General features: G+C 70.5%; 12 protein-coding genes. 1 reads left to right on the forward strand and 11 read right to left on the reverse strand.

Annotation, left to right across the window (positions count from 1 at the left end):
* Positions 1-233 precede the first annotated feature (233 nt).
* The gene (locus tag OIB37_RS29670) at positions 234-728 is read right to left on the reverse strand and encodes an NUDIX hydrolase (RefSeq protein ID WP_330460684.1); all 495 of its coding nucleotides are present in this window, start codon (positions 726-728) and stop codon (positions 234-236) included.
* A 28-nt stretch (positions 729-756) separates the two neighbouring features.
* Positions 757-1,830 carry an ADP-ribosylglycohydrolase family protein gene (locus OIB37_RS29675; protein ID WP_330460685.1) on the reverse strand — a complete coding sequence of 358 codons (1,074 nt, stop codon included), beginning with the start codon at positions 1,828-1,830 and terminating at the stop codon, positions 757-759.
* A 166-nt stretch (positions 1,831-1,996) separates the two neighbouring features.
* Between OIB37_RS29675 and OIB37_RS29680 the strand changes: the two genes are divergently transcribed.
* Positions 1,997-3,148, forward strand: coding sequence for a glycerate kinase (locus OIB37_RS29680; protein ID WP_330460686.1), 1,152 nt, complete (start codon positions 1,997-1,999; stop codon positions 3,146-3,148).
* Between the two features lie 236 nt (positions 3,149-3,384).
* Here the strand turns inward: OIB37_RS29680 and pssA are convergent, their stop codons facing one another.
* From pssA to OIB37_RS29725, 9 genes are all read right to left on the reverse strand, one after another.
* The gene (pssA, locus tag OIB37_RS29685; protein WP_330462011.1) at positions 3,385-4,203 is read right to left on the reverse strand and encodes a CDP-diacylglycerol--serine O-phosphatidyltransferase; all 819 of its coding nucleotides are present in this window, start codon (positions 4,201-4,203) and stop codon (positions 3,385-3,387) included.
* Positions 4,204-4,225: 22 nt separating this feature from the next.
* On the reverse strand, positions 4,226-4,882 hold the full coding sequence (locus OIB37_RS29690) for a phosphatidylserine decarboxylase (RefSeq protein WP_330460687.1): 657 nt from the start codon (positions 4,880-4,882) through the stop codon (positions 4,226-4,228).
* A gap of 181 nt (positions 4,883-5,063) precedes the next feature.
* Positions 5,064-6,269, reverse strand: coding sequence for an acyl-CoA dehydrogenase family protein (locus OIB37_RS29695; RefSeq protein ID WP_330460688.1), 1,206 nt, complete (start codon positions 6,267-6,269; stop codon positions 5,064-5,066).
* 2 nt (positions 6,270-6,271) lie between these two features.
* Positions 6,272-6,796 (reverse strand): MaoC family dehydratase, encoded by a 525-nt coding sequence (locus OIB37_RS29700; RefSeq protein WP_330462012.1) that lies wholly within the window; start codon positions 6,794-6,796, stop codon positions 6,272-6,274.
* A 2-nt stretch (positions 6,797-6,798) separates the two neighbouring features.
* Entirely contained in the window at positions 6,799-7,758 is a 960-nt protein-coding gene (locus OIB37_RS29705; RefSeq protein ID WP_330460689.1) for an HpcH/HpaI aldolase/citrate lyase family protein, read from the reverse strand.
* Positions 7,755-9,821 carry a protein meaA gene (locus OIB37_RS29710; protein ID WP_330462013.1) on the reverse strand — a complete coding sequence of 689 codons (2,067 nt, stop codon included), beginning with the start codon at positions 9,819-9,821 and terminating at the stop codon, positions 7,755-7,757. Before OIB37_RS29710 ends, OIB37_RS29705 begins: the two co-directional genes overlap by 4 nt.
* A 122-nt stretch (positions 9,822-9,943) precedes the next feature.
* On the reverse strand, positions 9,944-11,281 hold the full coding sequence (ccrA, locus tag OIB37_RS29715) for a crotonyl-CoA carboxylase/reductase (protein WP_330462014.1): 1,338 nt from the start codon (positions 11,279-11,281) through the stop codon (positions 9,944-9,946).
* Between the two features lie 636 nt (positions 11,282-11,917).
* Positions 11,918-12,736 (reverse strand): TetR family transcriptional regulator, encoded by an 819-nt coding sequence (locus tag OIB37_RS29720; protein WP_330460690.1) that lies wholly within the window; start codon positions 12,734-12,736, stop codon positions 11,918-11,920.
* Positions 12,737-12,896: 160 nt separating this feature from the next.
* Complete coding sequence (locus OIB37_RS29725; RefSeq protein ID WP_330460691.1) at positions 12,897-14,702, reverse strand: 3-hydroxyacyl-CoA dehydrogenase family protein; 1,806 nt, start codon at positions 14,700-14,702, stop codon at positions 12,897-12,899.
* Positions 14,703-15,019 lie beyond the last annotated feature (317 nt).

Below are 15,019 nucleotides of genomic sequence, written 5' to 3' on the forward strand. Positions count from 1 at the left end.
CCCTGCCGCGCACCGCTGTCGGGCCCGGGAAACGGGCCCGAACGCCCTGTCCGGCGCCCGCGCCGACGCACTGCTCCGCACGCACGGCCACCGGTTTCCGCGGCCTTCGCCGCGAGTCGCCGTGAGCCGCCCCGGCCACCGACCGCTGGGACAGACATGTGACCGGCCGGCCATTGAAGATCATCGGCAACACAGTCTCTTCACGCGTGCAACACCTCACCCGCTCGCCCTCCTCAGGCCACGCGGTGGCCGTTCTCCAGTTCCGCCGTGTCCGAGCCGTCGGCCAGGATGTCCAGGGCCGTCAGGACGCGGCGGCCGGTGGCGCCGGGGAGGTGGGCGGCGATCTCCTCGCGGGGCACCAGACGCCAGGAGAGGAGCTCCTCCTCCTGCAGACGGATCGACTTCAGGTCCGCCTCGCCGAGAACCCCGCCGTCGTAGAGGTAGAACACCACCGGCGGGCGGGACGTGCCCGGGACCCAGTCCACCGCGAGGAGCCGGCCGAGGTCGCGGTCCAGGCCGATCTCCTCCAGCGTCTCGCGGCGCGCACCCTGCCGGGGCGTCTCGCCGTCGTCCGACTCGATGGTGCCGCCCGGAAGCGCCCAGCCCTCCCGGTAGTTGGGCTCGACCAGCAGGATCCGCCCCTCGGCGTCGCGGAACAGGGCGGCGGCGCCGGCGAGGACGCGAGGCAGGCTCGCGATGTACGCGGCGAAGTCTTCGGTGGTGGTCATCCAGGAAGGGTAACCAGCCCACGCGGGGTCACGGTCCCGCCGTCGCCAGGCGCAGGGTGCGTTCGGCCAGCGCACTGATCCGTACGCCGTCGAAACCGCACACCGCGCTGCGCACCGTGTCCTGGAGCGGGTCCTTCCACTGGGCCGGGACGGCCGCCGCCCCGGTGCGCACCCCGGCGAACGAGCCCGCCGTCGCCCCGTTGGAGTCGGTGTCCAGTCCGCCGCGCACGGTGAGCCCGACGGTCCGGGTGAAGTCGTCGTTGCCGTACAGCAGGCCGGCGGTGAGGACGGCCGCGTTGGGCACCGCGTGGATCCAGCCGAGGCCGGCCGTCTCCTCGGACACGGTCGCCAGGGTCTGCTCCCAGGACAGTCCGGCCTCGTGCAGGGACATCACCCGGCGCACGGTGCGGGACAGCCGGCTGCCCGGCGGGATCACGGTGAGGGCCGTGCGCAGCGCGTCCCGCACGCTCGGCGCGGTGAACGCCGCCGAGATCAGCGCGGCCGCCCACATCGCGGCGTACACGCCGTTGCCCGTGTGCGACAGCACCGCGTCCCGGCGGGCCAGCGAGGCGGCGCGGGGCGGGTCGCCCGGGCACGTCCAGGCGTAGACGTCGACGCGGATCAGGGCGCCGATCCAGTCCTGGTAGGGGTTGTCGTACGTCGCCGTCAGCGGCGGCTTCAGACCGTTCGCGAGGTTGCGGTACGCCGCCCGTTCCGCGGTGAACGTCTGCAGGTACGGCAGCCTGAGCAGCCACAGCTCGCCGACCTGCTCGGTGCTGAAGCCGAAGCCGTGGGTCTCCAGCAGGTCCAGGGCGAGGATCGCGTAGTCGACGTCGTCGTCCCGGCAGCTGCCGTGGACACGGCCGCGCACGCACTGACGCCACTCCGGGCGAAGGACGGCGGTGTCGGCCGCGTCGGCGGGCTCCGGCAGGTAGTCGGTGAGCGGGAGGGCGCCGGCCCGCCGCAGGTAGCGGTCGATGCGCTCGCGCGTCCATACGTCACCTCGCTCGACCGGTTTGCCGAGCATGTTGCCGGCGATCCGGCCGAGCCAGCCGCCGTGGACGCGGTCGGCGAGGTCGGGCACGGTGCCGTGGTCGTTCATACCTGCCGTCTACCCCTCTGCCCGCTTTCCAGTGGGGTCGCCCACCTCCCGTGAGCTGGGGTTTCCCGGGCCGGGCGGGGCATGACCGCGGCCGTGAGGTGGCGTTATGGTCGCAGCGGCGTGACCGGCCCCCGGTGCGGGGCCCGCAGAGCAAGGGGAAGACAAAGTGGCGGACGCAAGCGGGAACGAGCCCCGTCGGGTACTCATCGCCGCGGACAAGTTCAAGGGCTCACTGACGGCCGCGCAGGTCGCCGAGCGTGTGACGGCCGGGCTGCGCCGGGTCGTGCCCTCGGTCGAGGTCGAGGCGCTGCCCGTGGCCGACGGCGGCGACGGGACCGTGGACGCGGCGGTGGCGGCGGGCTTCGAGCGCCGCGAGGTGCGGGTCGCCGGGCCGCTGGGGCAGGAGGTCACGGCGGCGTTCGCACTGCGCGGTGACACGGCGGTGGTGGAGATGGCCGAGGCGAGCGGGTTGCAGCGGCTGCCGGCCGGTGTCCTCGCGCCGCTCACGGCGTCGACGTACGGCTCCGGGGAGCTGCTGCGGGCCGCGCTGGACGCGGGGGCGCGCACGATCGTGTTCGGCGTCGGCGGGAGCGCGACGACGGACGGCGGGGCCGGGATGCTGGCGGCGCTGGGCGCGCGGTTCCTGGACGCGGACGGGGAGCCGGTGCCGCCGGGCGGCGGGGGCCTCGCGCGTCTCGCGCGCGCCGACCTGTCCGGGCTCGATGCGCGGCTGTCCTCGGTGGAGCTGGTCCTCGCGAGCGACGTCGACAATCCGCTGTCCGGGCCGAAGGGGGCGCCCGCGGTGTACGGGCCGCAGAAGGGGGCTTCGGCGCAGGACGTCGCGGTCCTGGACGCCGCGCTGGCCCGCTTCGCGAAGGTGCTGGAGGCCGAGGTGGGGGCGCGGGCCGGGGAGTACGCGGTGGCGCCCGGCGCGGGGGCTGCGGGCGGTGTCGGGTACGGCGCGCTGCTGCTGGGGGCGCGGTTTTGTCCCGGGATCGAGGTGATGCTGGAGGTGCTCGGGTTCGCGGCGGCGCTGGAGCGGGCGGATCTGGTGATCACGGGGGAGGGGTCGCTGGACGAGCAGACGCTGCACGGGAAGGCGCCGGCGGGGGTCGCCGCGGCGGCTCGGGCGGCCGGCAAGGAGGTCGTGGCGGTGTGCGGGAGGCTCGCGCTGGAGTCCGGGGTGCTTCAGCGAGCCGGGATTCGTGCGGCTTACCCGTTGACCTCCGTCGAGCCCGACGTCTCCCGCTGCATCACGGACGCGGGGCCGCTGCTGGAACGCCTCGCCGCCCGGATCGCTGAGGACTGTTTGCGTTGAGGTCCCTGGGGGCGCCGCCCCCAGACCCCCGGCCTATGCCCACCCACCACCCGACTCGGTAAGTCGAATGGGGACCCATCCAGCCAACTGGGACGGGCGGCTGGATGGGCAAACAGGGGTCTGGGGGCGGAGCCCTCAGGGGGCACGCCGTCACCGGGTGCCGGCACAGACGGCACAGACAGCGAAGGGCCCCGGACCTTACTCAGGTCCGGGGCCCTCACAGCGGAGCGCGGGGGTCACGGCAGCTGGGCCGCGCGCGCCTCCCGCCGGTTGTCGCGGAAGTTGTTCACCCGGCGAGCCGTGGCGAACAGGGGGATCACCGCGCCCATGACCAGCTGCAGGGCGCAGCCCGTCTGGAGGAGCAGCTGTCCGCCCGGGGCGTCGAAGGCCCAGGCGGCCAGGAGGCCCATGGACAGGACGATCCAGACGAGCACCGCGCCGGCGAGGCGGCCACGCGGCTTCGGGTACTCGACCCGGCTCACCATCAGCCACGCCGTGCCCAGGATCGCCATGAGCGTCGCCGGGAAGGGCAGCTCCAGCAGCACGATGGAGACGACCGTGAGCGCGCCGAACGGCGAGGGCATGCCCTGGAAGATGCCGTCCTTCACCGTCACGCACGAGAAGCGCGCGAGGCGCAGGACGACGGCCAGCAGGACGACGATCGCGCCGAGCGCCGCCACCCTCTGGTGCGCGTCGTCGGCGACCATGCCGTAGACGAGCACGAAGTAGGCGGGCGCGAGGCCGAAGCTGATGAGGTCGGAGAGGTTGTCCAGCTCCGCGCCCATCGGGGAGGAGCGCAGCTTCCTGGCCACCAGCCCGTCGAAGAGGTCGAAGACCGCCGCGCAGAGCATGAGGATGACCGCCGTGGCCGCGCTGTGGCGGGCCATGCCGGATTCCTGGCTGCCGGTGAGGTGCGGGATCAGGATCCCGGTGGTGGTGAAGTACACCGCCATGAAGCCGCACGTGGCGTTGCCGAGGGTGAGGGTGTCCGCTATCGACAGGCGGAGAGAAAGTGGCATCTCCTCCTCGTCGTCGACCTCCTCGGCCTCGGGCACCCAGCCCGCCTGAGTTTCAGGATCAATCACGGTCAATGCGAGTCACCCCAGCCACGGTCTTCTGCCCGACCTCGACCGCGACCTCCACGCCCTCGGGCAGGTAGAGGTCGACACGCGAGCCGAAGCGGATCAGACCAATCCGGTCGCCCTGCTCGACCTTCGTGCCCTCAGGGATGTAGGGCACGATGCGGCGGGCAACCGCGCCGGCGATCTGGATCATCTCGATGTCGCCGAGTTCGGTGTCGAAATGCCAGACTACGCGCTCGTTGTTCTCGCTCTCCTTGTTGAAAGCCGGAACAAAGCCGCCGGGGATGTGCTCGACCGACGTGACCGTGCCGGAAAGCGGCGCGCGGTTGACGTGGACGTTGAGCGGGCTCATGAAGATCGCGACGCGCGTGCGGCCGTCCTTCCACGGCATGATGCTCTGCACCACACCGTCGGCGGGGGAGATGACCCGGCCCTGGGTGATCTCCCGCTCGGGGTCGCGGAAGAACCACAGCATGCCCGCCGCGAGCGCGGTGGCGGGTACGGCGACGGCCTTGGCGACGCCCGAGCGGCGGGCGCGGGCCAGGCTGAGGGCTGCGGTGGCGACGGTCGGAAGAAGCCACGGCGATGCTCCGCGCGCGAGGCGTACGCCGGCTCGGCTGTCGCGAGGTGCAGAGGTTTGGCTGTGGGGCATGGATGACCTTCGTAGCGGATGAGGCCGCGCGGTGAACGGGGACGGCGGCGTTTCCGGGATCGTACCGGGAGCGGGTTACAACTGGGCAAGCCAGGAAGCCGAGTCGGCGGCTGAAGACTATCGGCAAGCCGCCGACGGGGTGTGATCTTCTTCTCGAAGAAAACACCCCGTTTCCGGACAATCAGCCCTGGAATCGATATTCTTCGAGCAACCTGCGCCCGATGATCATTTTCTGGATCTCGGCGGTGCCTTCACCGATGAGCAGCATCGGAGCTTCCCGGTAAAGGCGTTCGATCTCGTACTCCTTCGAGAAGCCGTAGCCGCCGTGGATCCGGAAGGCGTCCTCCACGACTTCCTTGCAGTATTCGGAGGCGAGGTACTTCGCCATCCCTGCTTCGAGGTCGTTTCGCTCCCCGGAGTCCTTTTTGCGTGCCGCGTTGACCATCATCGCATGCGCGGCCTCGACCTTGGTGGCCATTTCGGCCAGTTTGAACTGGATCGCCTGGTGCTGGGCGATCGGCTTGCCGAAGGTGTGCCGCTGCTGGGCGTACGAGACGCCCAGTTCGAACGCACGCTGCGCGACGCCGCAGCCACGTGCCGCGACATTCACGCGGCCGACCTCGACTCCGTCCATCATTTGGTAAAAACCTCGGCCGGTGACGCCGCCGAGCACCCGGTCGGCCGGAACGCGCAGGCCGTCCATGATCAACTCGGTGGTGTCGACACCCTTGTAGCCCATCTTGTCGATCTTGCCGGGGATCGTGAGGCCGGGACGGACCTCGCCGAAGCCGGGCTCCTTCTCCACCAGGAAGGTCGTCATCGACTTGTGGGGGGCCGTGCCCTCGGGGTGTCCTTCGTCACTTCGTACGAGGACGGCCACGAGCGAGGACGTTCCGCCGTTCGTCAGCCACATCTTCTGGCCGTTCAGGACGTACTCATCGCCGTCCCTGACCGCCTTCGACGTGATCGCCGACACATCGGAGCCCAGGGCCGGCTCCGACATCGAGAACGCGCCCCGGATGTCGCCGGCCGCCATGCGCGGCAGGAAGTGGTCCTTCTGCTCCTGCGTGCCGTGCTGCTTGAGCATGTACGCCACGATGAAGTGCGTGTTGATGATGCCGGACACCGACATCCAGCCGCGGGCGATCTCCTCCACGCACAGCGCGTAGGTGAGGAGCGACTCGCCCAGGCCCCCGTACTCCTCGGGAATCATCAGGCCGAACAGGCCGAGTTCCTTCAGGCCGTCCACGATCGCCTGCGGGTACTCGTCGCGGTGCTCCAGCTCGGTCGCGACCGGGATGATCTCCTTGTCGACGAAGTCCCGGACGGTGGAGAGGATCTCCTGCTGGATGTCGGTCAGACCGGCGGTCTGGGCGAGGCGCGCCATCTCTACTTCTCCGTCTTTGCCGTAGGTGCGTTCAGCTCGGGGCGGCCGGGCTGCTCGCCGCCGCGCTCCTTGATGTACGTCTCGGTCGGCACCATCACCTTGCGGCGGAATACGCACACCAGGGTGCCGTCCTGCTTGTAGCCCTTGGTCTCGACGTGGACGATCCCGCGGTCGTTCTTCGACTTCGACGGCCACTTGTCGAGCACGGTCGTCTGGCCGTAGATCGTGTCGCCGTGGAAGGTCGGCGCCACGTGCTTGAGCGACTCGATCTCCAGGTTGGCGATCGCCTTGCCGGAGACGTCCGGGACGGACATGCCGAGCAGGAGGGAGTAGATGTAGTTCCCGACGACGACGTTCTTGCCGAAGTCGGTCGTGTTCTCCGCGTAGTTGGCGTCCATGTGGAGCGGGTGGTGGTTCATGGTGAGGAGACAGAACAGGTGGTCGTCGTACTCCGTGACCGTCTTTCCCGGCCAGTGCTTGTACGTCGCCCCGACCTCGAACTCCTCGTAGGTGCGCCCGAACTGCATGCTCACGCCTCCGGAATCTCGAACTTGCTGGTGCGCTGCATGCCCGCGGCCCGGCCCTTGCCGGAGATGACCAGGGCCATCTTGCGGCTGGCCTCGTCGATCATCTCGTCGCCGAGCATCGCCGAGCCCTTCTTGCCGCCGGCCTCGGACGTGCAGTAGTCGTACGCGTCCAGGATCAGCTCGGCGTGGTCGAAGTCCTCCTGGGAGGGCGAGAAGATCTCGTTGGACGCCTCGACCTGGCCCGGGTGCAGCACCCACTTGCCGTCGAAGCCGAGCGCGGCGGCGCGCCGGGCGACCTCGCGGTAGCCGTCGACGTTACGGATCTGCAGGTAGGGGCCGTCGATCGCCTGGAGGTCGTTGGCGCGGGCGGCCATCAGGATCTTCATCAGGATGTAGTGGTAGGCGTCCGCCGGGTAGCCGGGCGGCTGCTCGCCCACCACGAGGGTCTTCATGTTGATCGACGCCATGAAGTCGGCCGGGCCGAAGATGATCGTCTCCACGCGCGGGGACGCCTGGGCGATCTCGTTGACGTTGTTCAGGCCCTGGGCGTTCTCGATCTGCGCCTCGATGCCGATCCGGCCGACCTCGAAGCCCATCGTCTTCTCGATCTGGGTCAGCAGCAGGTCGAGCGCGACGACCTGCTGGGCGGTCTGCACCTTCGGCAGCATGATGCAGTCGAGGTTCTGGCCGGCGCCCTCGACCACCGTCACGACGTCGCGGTACGTCCACTCGGTCGTCCAGTCGTTGACGCGCACGACCCGCGTCTTGCCCGTCCAGTCACCCTCGTTGAGGAACTTGACGATGGTGTGCCGCGCCTCGGGCTTGGCGAGCGGCGCGCACGCGTCCTCCAGGTCCAGGAAGACCTGGTCGGCGGGGAGGCCCTGCGCCTTCTCCAGGAAGCGCGGGTTGCTCCCGGGCACGGCGAGGCAGGAACGCCGCGGACGAAGACGGTTGACGGTCATGCGGGGACCTCCAGGGGGTCGAGCTTGTTCGCTTTCCGGATCTCGTCGACGATGCGGCCGATAATTCCGGTGATGTCGAAGTCCTTCGGGGTGAACACCGCGGCCACTCCTTCGGCGCGGAGAAGTTCGGCGTCACCGTTCGGGATGATGCCACCTGCGATCACGGGTATATCTGTGGCACCGGCCACACGCAGCCGCTGGAGTACGTCGGGCACCAGCTGGGCGTGCGAGCCGGAGAGGATGGACAGGCCCACGGCGTGGACGTCCTCCGCCAGGGCCGCGTCCACGATCTGCTCGGGCGTCAGCCGGATGCCCTGGTAGACCACCTCGAAACCCGCGTCACGGGCCCGCACGGCGATCTGCTCGGCGCCGTTGGAGTGGCCGTCCAGGCCCGGCTTGCCGACCAGGAAGCGCAGCTTGCCCACGCCCAGGTCGCGGGCGGTGACGTCCACCCTGGCGCGGACGTCCGCCATGGCCGAGCCCGGCTCGGCGGGAACGGCCACCGGCGCCGAGGAGACCCCGGTCGGGGCCCGGTACTCGCCGAACACCTCGCGCAGCGCGCCCGCCCACTCGCCGGTGGTCACCCCGGCGCGGGCGCACTCCAGCGTGGCCGCCATGAGGTTGCCGGTGCCCTTGGCGGCCTCCTTCAGCCGCTCCAGCGCCTTGCAGGGGCGCGGGTGGTTGAACGGCGGCTGGTAGCGCGTGTCCCGCCAGGTGCCCATCGCCTCGATGACGCGGGCCTCGACCGCCGGGTCGACCGTCTGGATCGCGGTGTCCAGGTCGGCCGTGAGCGGATTCGGCTCGGTCGTCTCGAAGATGTTGACGCCGACGATCTTCTCCTGCCCGGACTCGATGCGGGCCCGGCGCTCGGCGTGCGAGGCGACCAGCTGCGCCTTGAGGTAGCCGGACTCGACGGCGGCCATCGCGCCGCCCATCGCCTCGATCCGGTCCATCTCGGCGAGGCACTCCTCGACGAGCGTGCTCACCTTCGCCTCGATGACGTGCGAGCCCGCGAAGATGTCCTCGTACTCCAGCAGGTCACTCTCGTGCGCCAGCACCTGCTGGATGCGCAGGCTCCACTGCTGGTCCCACGGCCGGGGCAGCCCCAGCGCCTCGTTCCAGGCGGGGAGTTGCACGGCGCGGGCGCGGGCGTCCTTGGAGAGGGTCACGGCCAGCATCTCCAGTACGATCCGCTGGACGTTGTTCTCCGGCTGCGCCTCGGTCAGGCCCAGGGAGTTGACCTGGACGCCGTAGCGGAAGCGGCGCTGCTTGGGGTTCTCGATGCCGTACCGCTCCCGGGTGACCTTGTCCCAGATGCGGCCGAAGGCGCGCATCTTGCACATCTCCTCGACGAAGCGGACGCCCGCGTTGACGAAGAAGGAGATACGGGCCACCACGTCGCCCATGCGCTCGGCCGGCACCTGGCCGGAGTCGCGCACGGCGTCGAGGACGGCGATGGCGGTGGACATCGCGTACGCGATCTCCTGCACCGGAGTGGCCCCGGCCTCCTGCAGGTGGTAGCTGCAGATGTTGATCGGGTTCCACTTGGGGATGTGGGAGACCGTGTACGCGATCATGTCCGTCGTCAGGCGGAGCGACGGTCCCGGCGGGAAGACGTGCGTGCCCCGGGAGAGGTACTCCTTGACGATGTCGTTCTGGGTCGTCCCCTGGAGCTGCGTGATGTCCACGCCCTGTTCCTCGGCGACGACCTGGTAGAGCGCCAGCATCCACATGGCGGTGGCGTTGATCGTCATCGAGGTGTTCATCTGCTCCAGGGGGATGTCCTGGAACAGCCGGCGCATGTCACCGAGGTGCGAGACGGGCACGCCGACCCGGCCGACCTCGCCGCGGGCGAGGATGTGGTCGGGGTCGTAGCCGGTCTGTGTCGGCAGGTCGAACGCCACCGACAGGCCGGTCTGGCCCTTGGCGAGGTTGCGCCGGTACAGCTCGTTGGACGCCTCGGCCGTGGAGTGGCCGGCGTACGTGCGCATGAGCCACGGCCGGTCCCTTTCTTTTTGCGCCTGCGGCGCAGGGTGCTCCGTGCCGGTGCCGACGTTCCTCAGCCCGCGGTCGCTGCGCTCCCTCGGCTTCGTCTCTTTCGGCACCGGCGCGCCCTGAGCCGCAGGCGCGGGCTCCCGTACACCGTCGGCAGGCTGACGCTCTGTCATCTATGACCTCGGGGTGCTCAGATGTTGCGGAAGCGGTTGATGGCGTCGACGTGCTTGGCGCGCATCTCCTCGTCGCGCACGCCCATGCCCTCCTCGGGGGCCAGGCACAGCACGCCGACCTTGCCCTGGTGGAGGTTGCGGTGCACGTCGTAGGCCGCCTGGCCGGTCTCCTCCAGGGAGTAGACCTTCGACAGCGTCGGGTGGATCTTGCCCTTCGCGACGAGCCGGTTGGCCTCCCAGGCCTCGCGGTAGTTGGCGAAGTGCGAGCCGATGATCCGCTTCAGGGACATCCACAGGTAGCGGTTGTCGTACTCGTGGTTGTAGCCCGAGGTCGAGGCACAGGTGACGATCGTGCCGCCCTTGCGGGTGACGTAGACCGAGGCGCCGAAGGTCTCGCGGCCGGGGTGCTCGAAGACGATGTCGACGTCCTCGCCGCCGGTGAGTTCGCGGATGCGCTTGCCGAAGCGCTTCCACTCCTTGGGGTCCTGGGTGTGCTCGTCCTTCCAGAACCTGTAGTCCTCGGCGTTGCGGTCGATGATCGCCTCGGCGCCCATGGCGCGGCAGATCTCCGCCTTCTGCGGGCTGCTCACCACGCAGATGGGGTTGGCGCCGCCGGCGAGGGCGAACTGCGTTGCGTAGGAGCCCAGTCCGCCGCTCGCGCCCCAGATGAGGACGTTGTCGCCCTGCTTCATGCCGGCGCCGTTGCGGGAGACCAGCTGGCGGTAGGCGGTGGAGTTGACCAGGCCGGGGGCCGCCGCCTCCTCCCACGACAGGTGCGCGGGCTTCGGCATCAGCTGGTTGGACTTGACGAGCGCTATCTCCGCCAGGCCGCCGAAGTTGGTCTCGAAGCCCCAGATGCGCTGCTCGGGGTCGAGCATCGTGTCGTTGTGGCCGTCCGAGGACTCCAGCTCGACGGAGAGGCAGTGCGCGACGACCTCGTCGCCGGGCTTCCAGGCGTTGACGCCCGGGCCGGTGCGCAGCACGACGCCCGCGAGGTCGGAACCGATGATGTGGTACGGCAGGTCGTGGCGCTTGGTCAGCTCCGAGAGCTTGCCGTAGCGCTCCAGGAAGCCGAACGTCGACAGCGGCTCGAAGATCGAGGTCCAGACCGAGTTGTAGTTGACCGAGGAGGCCATGACGGCCACCAGGGCTTCGCCCGGGCCCAGTTCGGGCACCGGCACCTCGTCCAGGTGGATCGACTTGCGCGGGTCCTTGTCGCGGGTCTCCAGGCCCGCGAACATCTCCGTCTCGTCCTTGTGCACGGTGATCGCGCGGTACGAGTCGGGGAGCGGCAGAGCGGCGAAGTCGGCCGACGTGGAGTCGGGCGACTGGATCGCGTCGAGGATGTCCTTCACGGTCACGGTGTTGCCTCCGGCGGTGAGCACCCTGAGGGAGGGGTGCTGGGGGTTCGTCGGTGCTGCTGGAAGAGCGCTTGAGGTCTTGCGTGAGAGTGGTGCCGTCGGTTCGGCGGGGGTGGTGCTTCGGCGGCGCTTTGTGGCGCGGAAGGTTGCCTGTGACGCAGGCGCCCGGGCGCGCAAGCTCGGGATCCCCCCTGCTCGGTCGAGCCCAGGAGAGGCTTGCGGGGACAGCCGGCGTACGTATGGTCTCTGCACGCCGGCCGCCCGGACACAATCAACGTATGACACCGCGTGTCAGGTCGCAAGGCACTGAGTGCCAGGAGTTCGTCTCAGATGAAATCTTTACGTAACAAATGAGCGATGATCGATCGAACGGGCTCTGAAAACCGCCGGAAAACGCCCTCTGACATGCCAAAACGGCCACCCCGGCGGGGTGGCCGTCATCACAGCGGATCGGTGCCAGGGGGTGTCTCCCCGATCTTCGTGGGTCCGCGACGCCCGGCCCGGCACCTCGCCGCACGGCCGAATCGCCCACGTACGCCCAGTACGAGGACGATCCGGCCGCACGCCGAGGCACCGCACCGGACGCCGCGGCCTGATCCACGAAGATCGAAGAGACACCCCCTAGGGCGCTCAGCGCTCCTTCAGCGCCTCCTCGATGGTCCGCATGACCTCTTCCAGCGGCGCGTCGGTGCGGGCGACGGTCACCAGCACCTCGCCGTGCGCGGAGGCCGTCACGGGGGCGCCGGCGGACGCCTGGGCGGCCGGGCCGCGGCCGGCGCCGATGCCGTTGCCGAAGGTCTTGCGGACGATCGCGAAGGCGTGGTCGAGCTGGGCCTCCACGTCGCCCTGTCCGTCGGCCCGCAGCCAGCGCCTGAGGACGTGGTTGTGGGCGGTGACGACCGCGGAGGCGGCGACCTCGGCGAGCAGGGGGTCGTCGTTGGCGTCGTCGGCGTGCGCGTGCTCGTCGAAGTGGCCGAGCAGATAGCGGGTGAACAGGCGCTCGTAGCGGGCCACGGAGGCGATCTCGGCCTCGCGCAGGGTGGGCACCTCGCGCGTCAGCCTGTAGCGGGCGACCGAGATCTCCGGCCGCGCCGCGTACATCTTCATGACTTCCTTGATGCCGCGGCACACGGTGTCGAGCGGATGCTCGTGCGCGGGGGCGGCGTTGAGGACCGCCTCGGCGCGGACCAGCGTGTCGTCGTGGTCCGGGAAGATCGCCTCTTCCTTGGAGCGGAAGTGACGGAAGAAGGTGCGTCGCGCGACCCCGGCCGCGGCCGCGATCTCGTCGACGGTGGTCGCCTCGTACCCCTTCGTCGCGAAGAGTTCCATCGCGGCGGCCGCCAGTTCTCGGCGCATCTTGAGCCGCTGGGCGGCGGCGCGGCTGCCGGCGGCACTCTCCGGCGCGTCGGACGTAGCGGGTGTACGGGAGGACTTGGCGGGCTGGGACATGACCCGAACGTACTGCATGTACGCAGTTCGGTGCGCGGGTGCCGGGCTTCCCCCGGCCGCGGGGGACGGGGGAGCGCCGGCCCGGCCGGGCGGGAGGAACCCGCCCGGGTCGAGCAGCCCGCCCCAGTCCGGCCCGGCGCGGGCCCGGTCGCCGCCGCCGTCAGCGGCGGGCATACTCGCGGAAGCCGCGGCCGGTCTTGCGGCCGAGGCAGCCCGCGGCCACCAGGTGCTCCAGCAGCGGCGCCGGGGCCAGACCCGGGTCGCGGAACTCGCGGTGCAGCACCTTCTCGATGGCCAGCGAGACGTCCAGGCCGACGACGTCGAGCAGTTCGAACGGGCCCATCGGGTACCCGCCGCCCAGCTTCATCGCCGCGTCGATGTCGTCGAGGGACGCGTAGTGCTCCTGCACCATCTTGATCGCGTTGTTGAGATACGGGAACAGCAGCGCGTTCACGATGAAGCCCGCGCGGTCACCGCAGTCGACGGCGTGCTTGCGCACCGTGGCGCACACCTCGCGGACCGTGGCGTGCACGTCGTCGGCGGTCAGGACCGTGCGGACGACCTCGACCAGCTTCATCGCCGGGGCCGGGTTGAAGAAGTGCATGCCGATCACGTCCTGCGGGCGCGAGGTGGCGCGGGCGCAGGCGACGACGGGCAGCGAGGAGGTGGTGGTGGCCAGGACCGCGCCCGGCTTGCAGACCTTGTCCAGCGTCGCGAACAGCTGCCGCTTGACCTCCAGGTCCTCCGCGACCGCCTCGACGGCCAGGTCGACGTCGGCGAAGGCGTCGTAGGAGCCGGCCGGGGTGATCCGGTCCAGGGTCAGGGCGGCGGCCTCGGCGGTCAGCCGGCCCTTGTCGACGGAGCGCGCGAGGGACTTGCCGATCCGGGCCTTGGCGGCCTCGGCCTTCTCCGGGCTGCGGGCGGCCAGCACGACCGTGTACCCGGCCTTGGCGAACACCTCGGCGATGCCCGACGCCATCGTGCCGGAGCCGGCGACGCCGACCGAGTGCACCGGCCGGCCCGCGGTCCCTGTTCCGGAGCCCGCCGGGGTCAGGGCGTCGGCCACGACCGCGGCACTGCCCGGAGCCTCGTAACTGTAGAAACCGCGCCCGGACTTGCGGCCGGTCAGGCCGGCCTCGCTGAGCTGCTTCAGGATCGGGGCGGGGGCGTGCAGCCGGTCCCGGGACTCGGCGTACATGGCCTCCAGGACCGTGCGCGCGGTGTCGATGCCGATCAGGTCCAGCAGGGCGAGGGGGCCCATCGGCAGGCCGCAGCCGAGCCGCATCGCCGCGTCGATGTCCTCGCGGGAGGCGTACCGGGCCTCGTACATCGCGGCCGCCTGGTTGAGGTAGCCGAACAGCAGCCCGTCCGCGACGAATCCGGGGCGGTCGCCGACCGCGACCGGCTCCTTGCCCAGCTCGATCGCCAGGTCGGTGACCGCGGCGACGGCCTGCGGCGCGGTGAGCACCGACGAGACGACCTCGACCAGCTTCATCGCGGGCGCCGGGTTGAAGAAGTGCAGCCCGAGCACCCGCTCGGGACGGGCCGAGTCGGCGGCCAGGCGCGTGACCGACAGGGCGTTGGTGCCGGTCGCGAGGATCGTCTCCGGCCGGACGATCCCGTCCAGTTCACGGAAGATCTGCTGCTTGATCTCGTACGACTCCGGGACCACCTCGATCACGAGGTCGGCGTCGGCCGCCGCGCGCAGGTCGGTGGAGGTGCGGACCCGGGCCAGGGCGTCGGTGCGCTCCCGCTCGGTCAGCCGGCCGCGCTCCACGGCGCGGGCGGTCGCGGTCTCCAGCGCGGCGACGGCCTTGGCGGCCTGGGCCTCGCTGACGTCGACGCCGATCACCTGCCGGCCGGCCTTGGCCAGGACCTCGGTGATACCGGTGCCCATGGTGCCGAGGCCGACGACGGCGATCGTCGCGAGGGGAGACAGAGGGGTGTGGGACAGGGGAGTGGCCATCGCGGGACTCCAGAAAGGAAAGTGACGACGAGGAACACGCCGGGCGCGCGCGGTGCGCACGCCGGAGTGGAGAGAGGTGCGGGTGTTGCCGGGCTGCGAGCGCACACGCCCGGTGCCGTCCGCGCGGGGCGTGCACACGCCCGCGAGCGGCGGTTGTGCGACCGGCCCTGTCCCGGAGCCGGGTCGTACCGCGGTACCGATGTACCGAACCGACCATCCCCACCGCCCGGAAGGCGTGGGGTGTGTTCCCGCACGACGGCTGCGTCACCAAACCGTCGCCCACGGAACACGCGAGTGGGTAACTCGCTCGTATGAGC

Source organism: Streptomyces sp. NBC_00820 (genome assembly GCF_036347055.1).
In the GTDB taxonomy this organism is placed as follows: domain Bacteria; phylum Actinomycetota; class Actinomycetes; order Streptomycetales; family Streptomycetaceae; genus Streptomyces.

Bases quoted from the DNA above. Each gene is read 5' to 3' on its own strand.
- OIB37_RS29705 (WP_330460689.1), bottom strand. From the start codon at position 7,758: ATGACCGTCAACCGTCTTCGTCCGCGGCGTTCCTGCCTCGCCGTGCCC.
- OIB37_RS29700 (WP_330462012.1), bottom strand. From the start codon at position 6,796: ATGCAGTTCGGGCGCACCTACGAGGAGTTCGAGGTCGGGGCGACGTAC.
- OIB37_RS29690 (WP_330460687.1), bottom strand. From the start codon at position 4,882: ATGCCCCACAGCCAAACCTCTGCACCTCGCGACAGCCGAGCCGGCGTA.
- OIB37_RS29695 (WP_330460688.1), bottom strand. From the start codon at position 6,269: ATGGCGCGCCTCGCCCAGACCGCCGGTCTGACCGACATCCAGCAGGAG.
- OIB37_RS29675 (WP_330460685.1), bottom strand. From the start codon at position 1,830: ATGAACGACCACGGCACCGTGCCCGACCTCGCCGACCGCGTCCACGGC.
- OIB37_RS29720 (WP_330460690.1), bottom strand. From the start codon at position 12,736: ATGTCCCAGCCCGCCAAGTCCTCCCGTACACCCGCTACGTCCGACGCG.
- OIB37_RS29670 (WP_330460684.1), bottom strand. From the start codon at position 728: ATGACCACCACCGAAGACTTCGCCGCGTACATCGCGAGCCTGCCTCGC.
- OIB37_RS29725 (WP_330460691.1), bottom strand. From the start codon at position 14,702: ATGGCCACTCCCCTGTCCCACACCCCTCTGTCTCCCCTCGCGACGATC.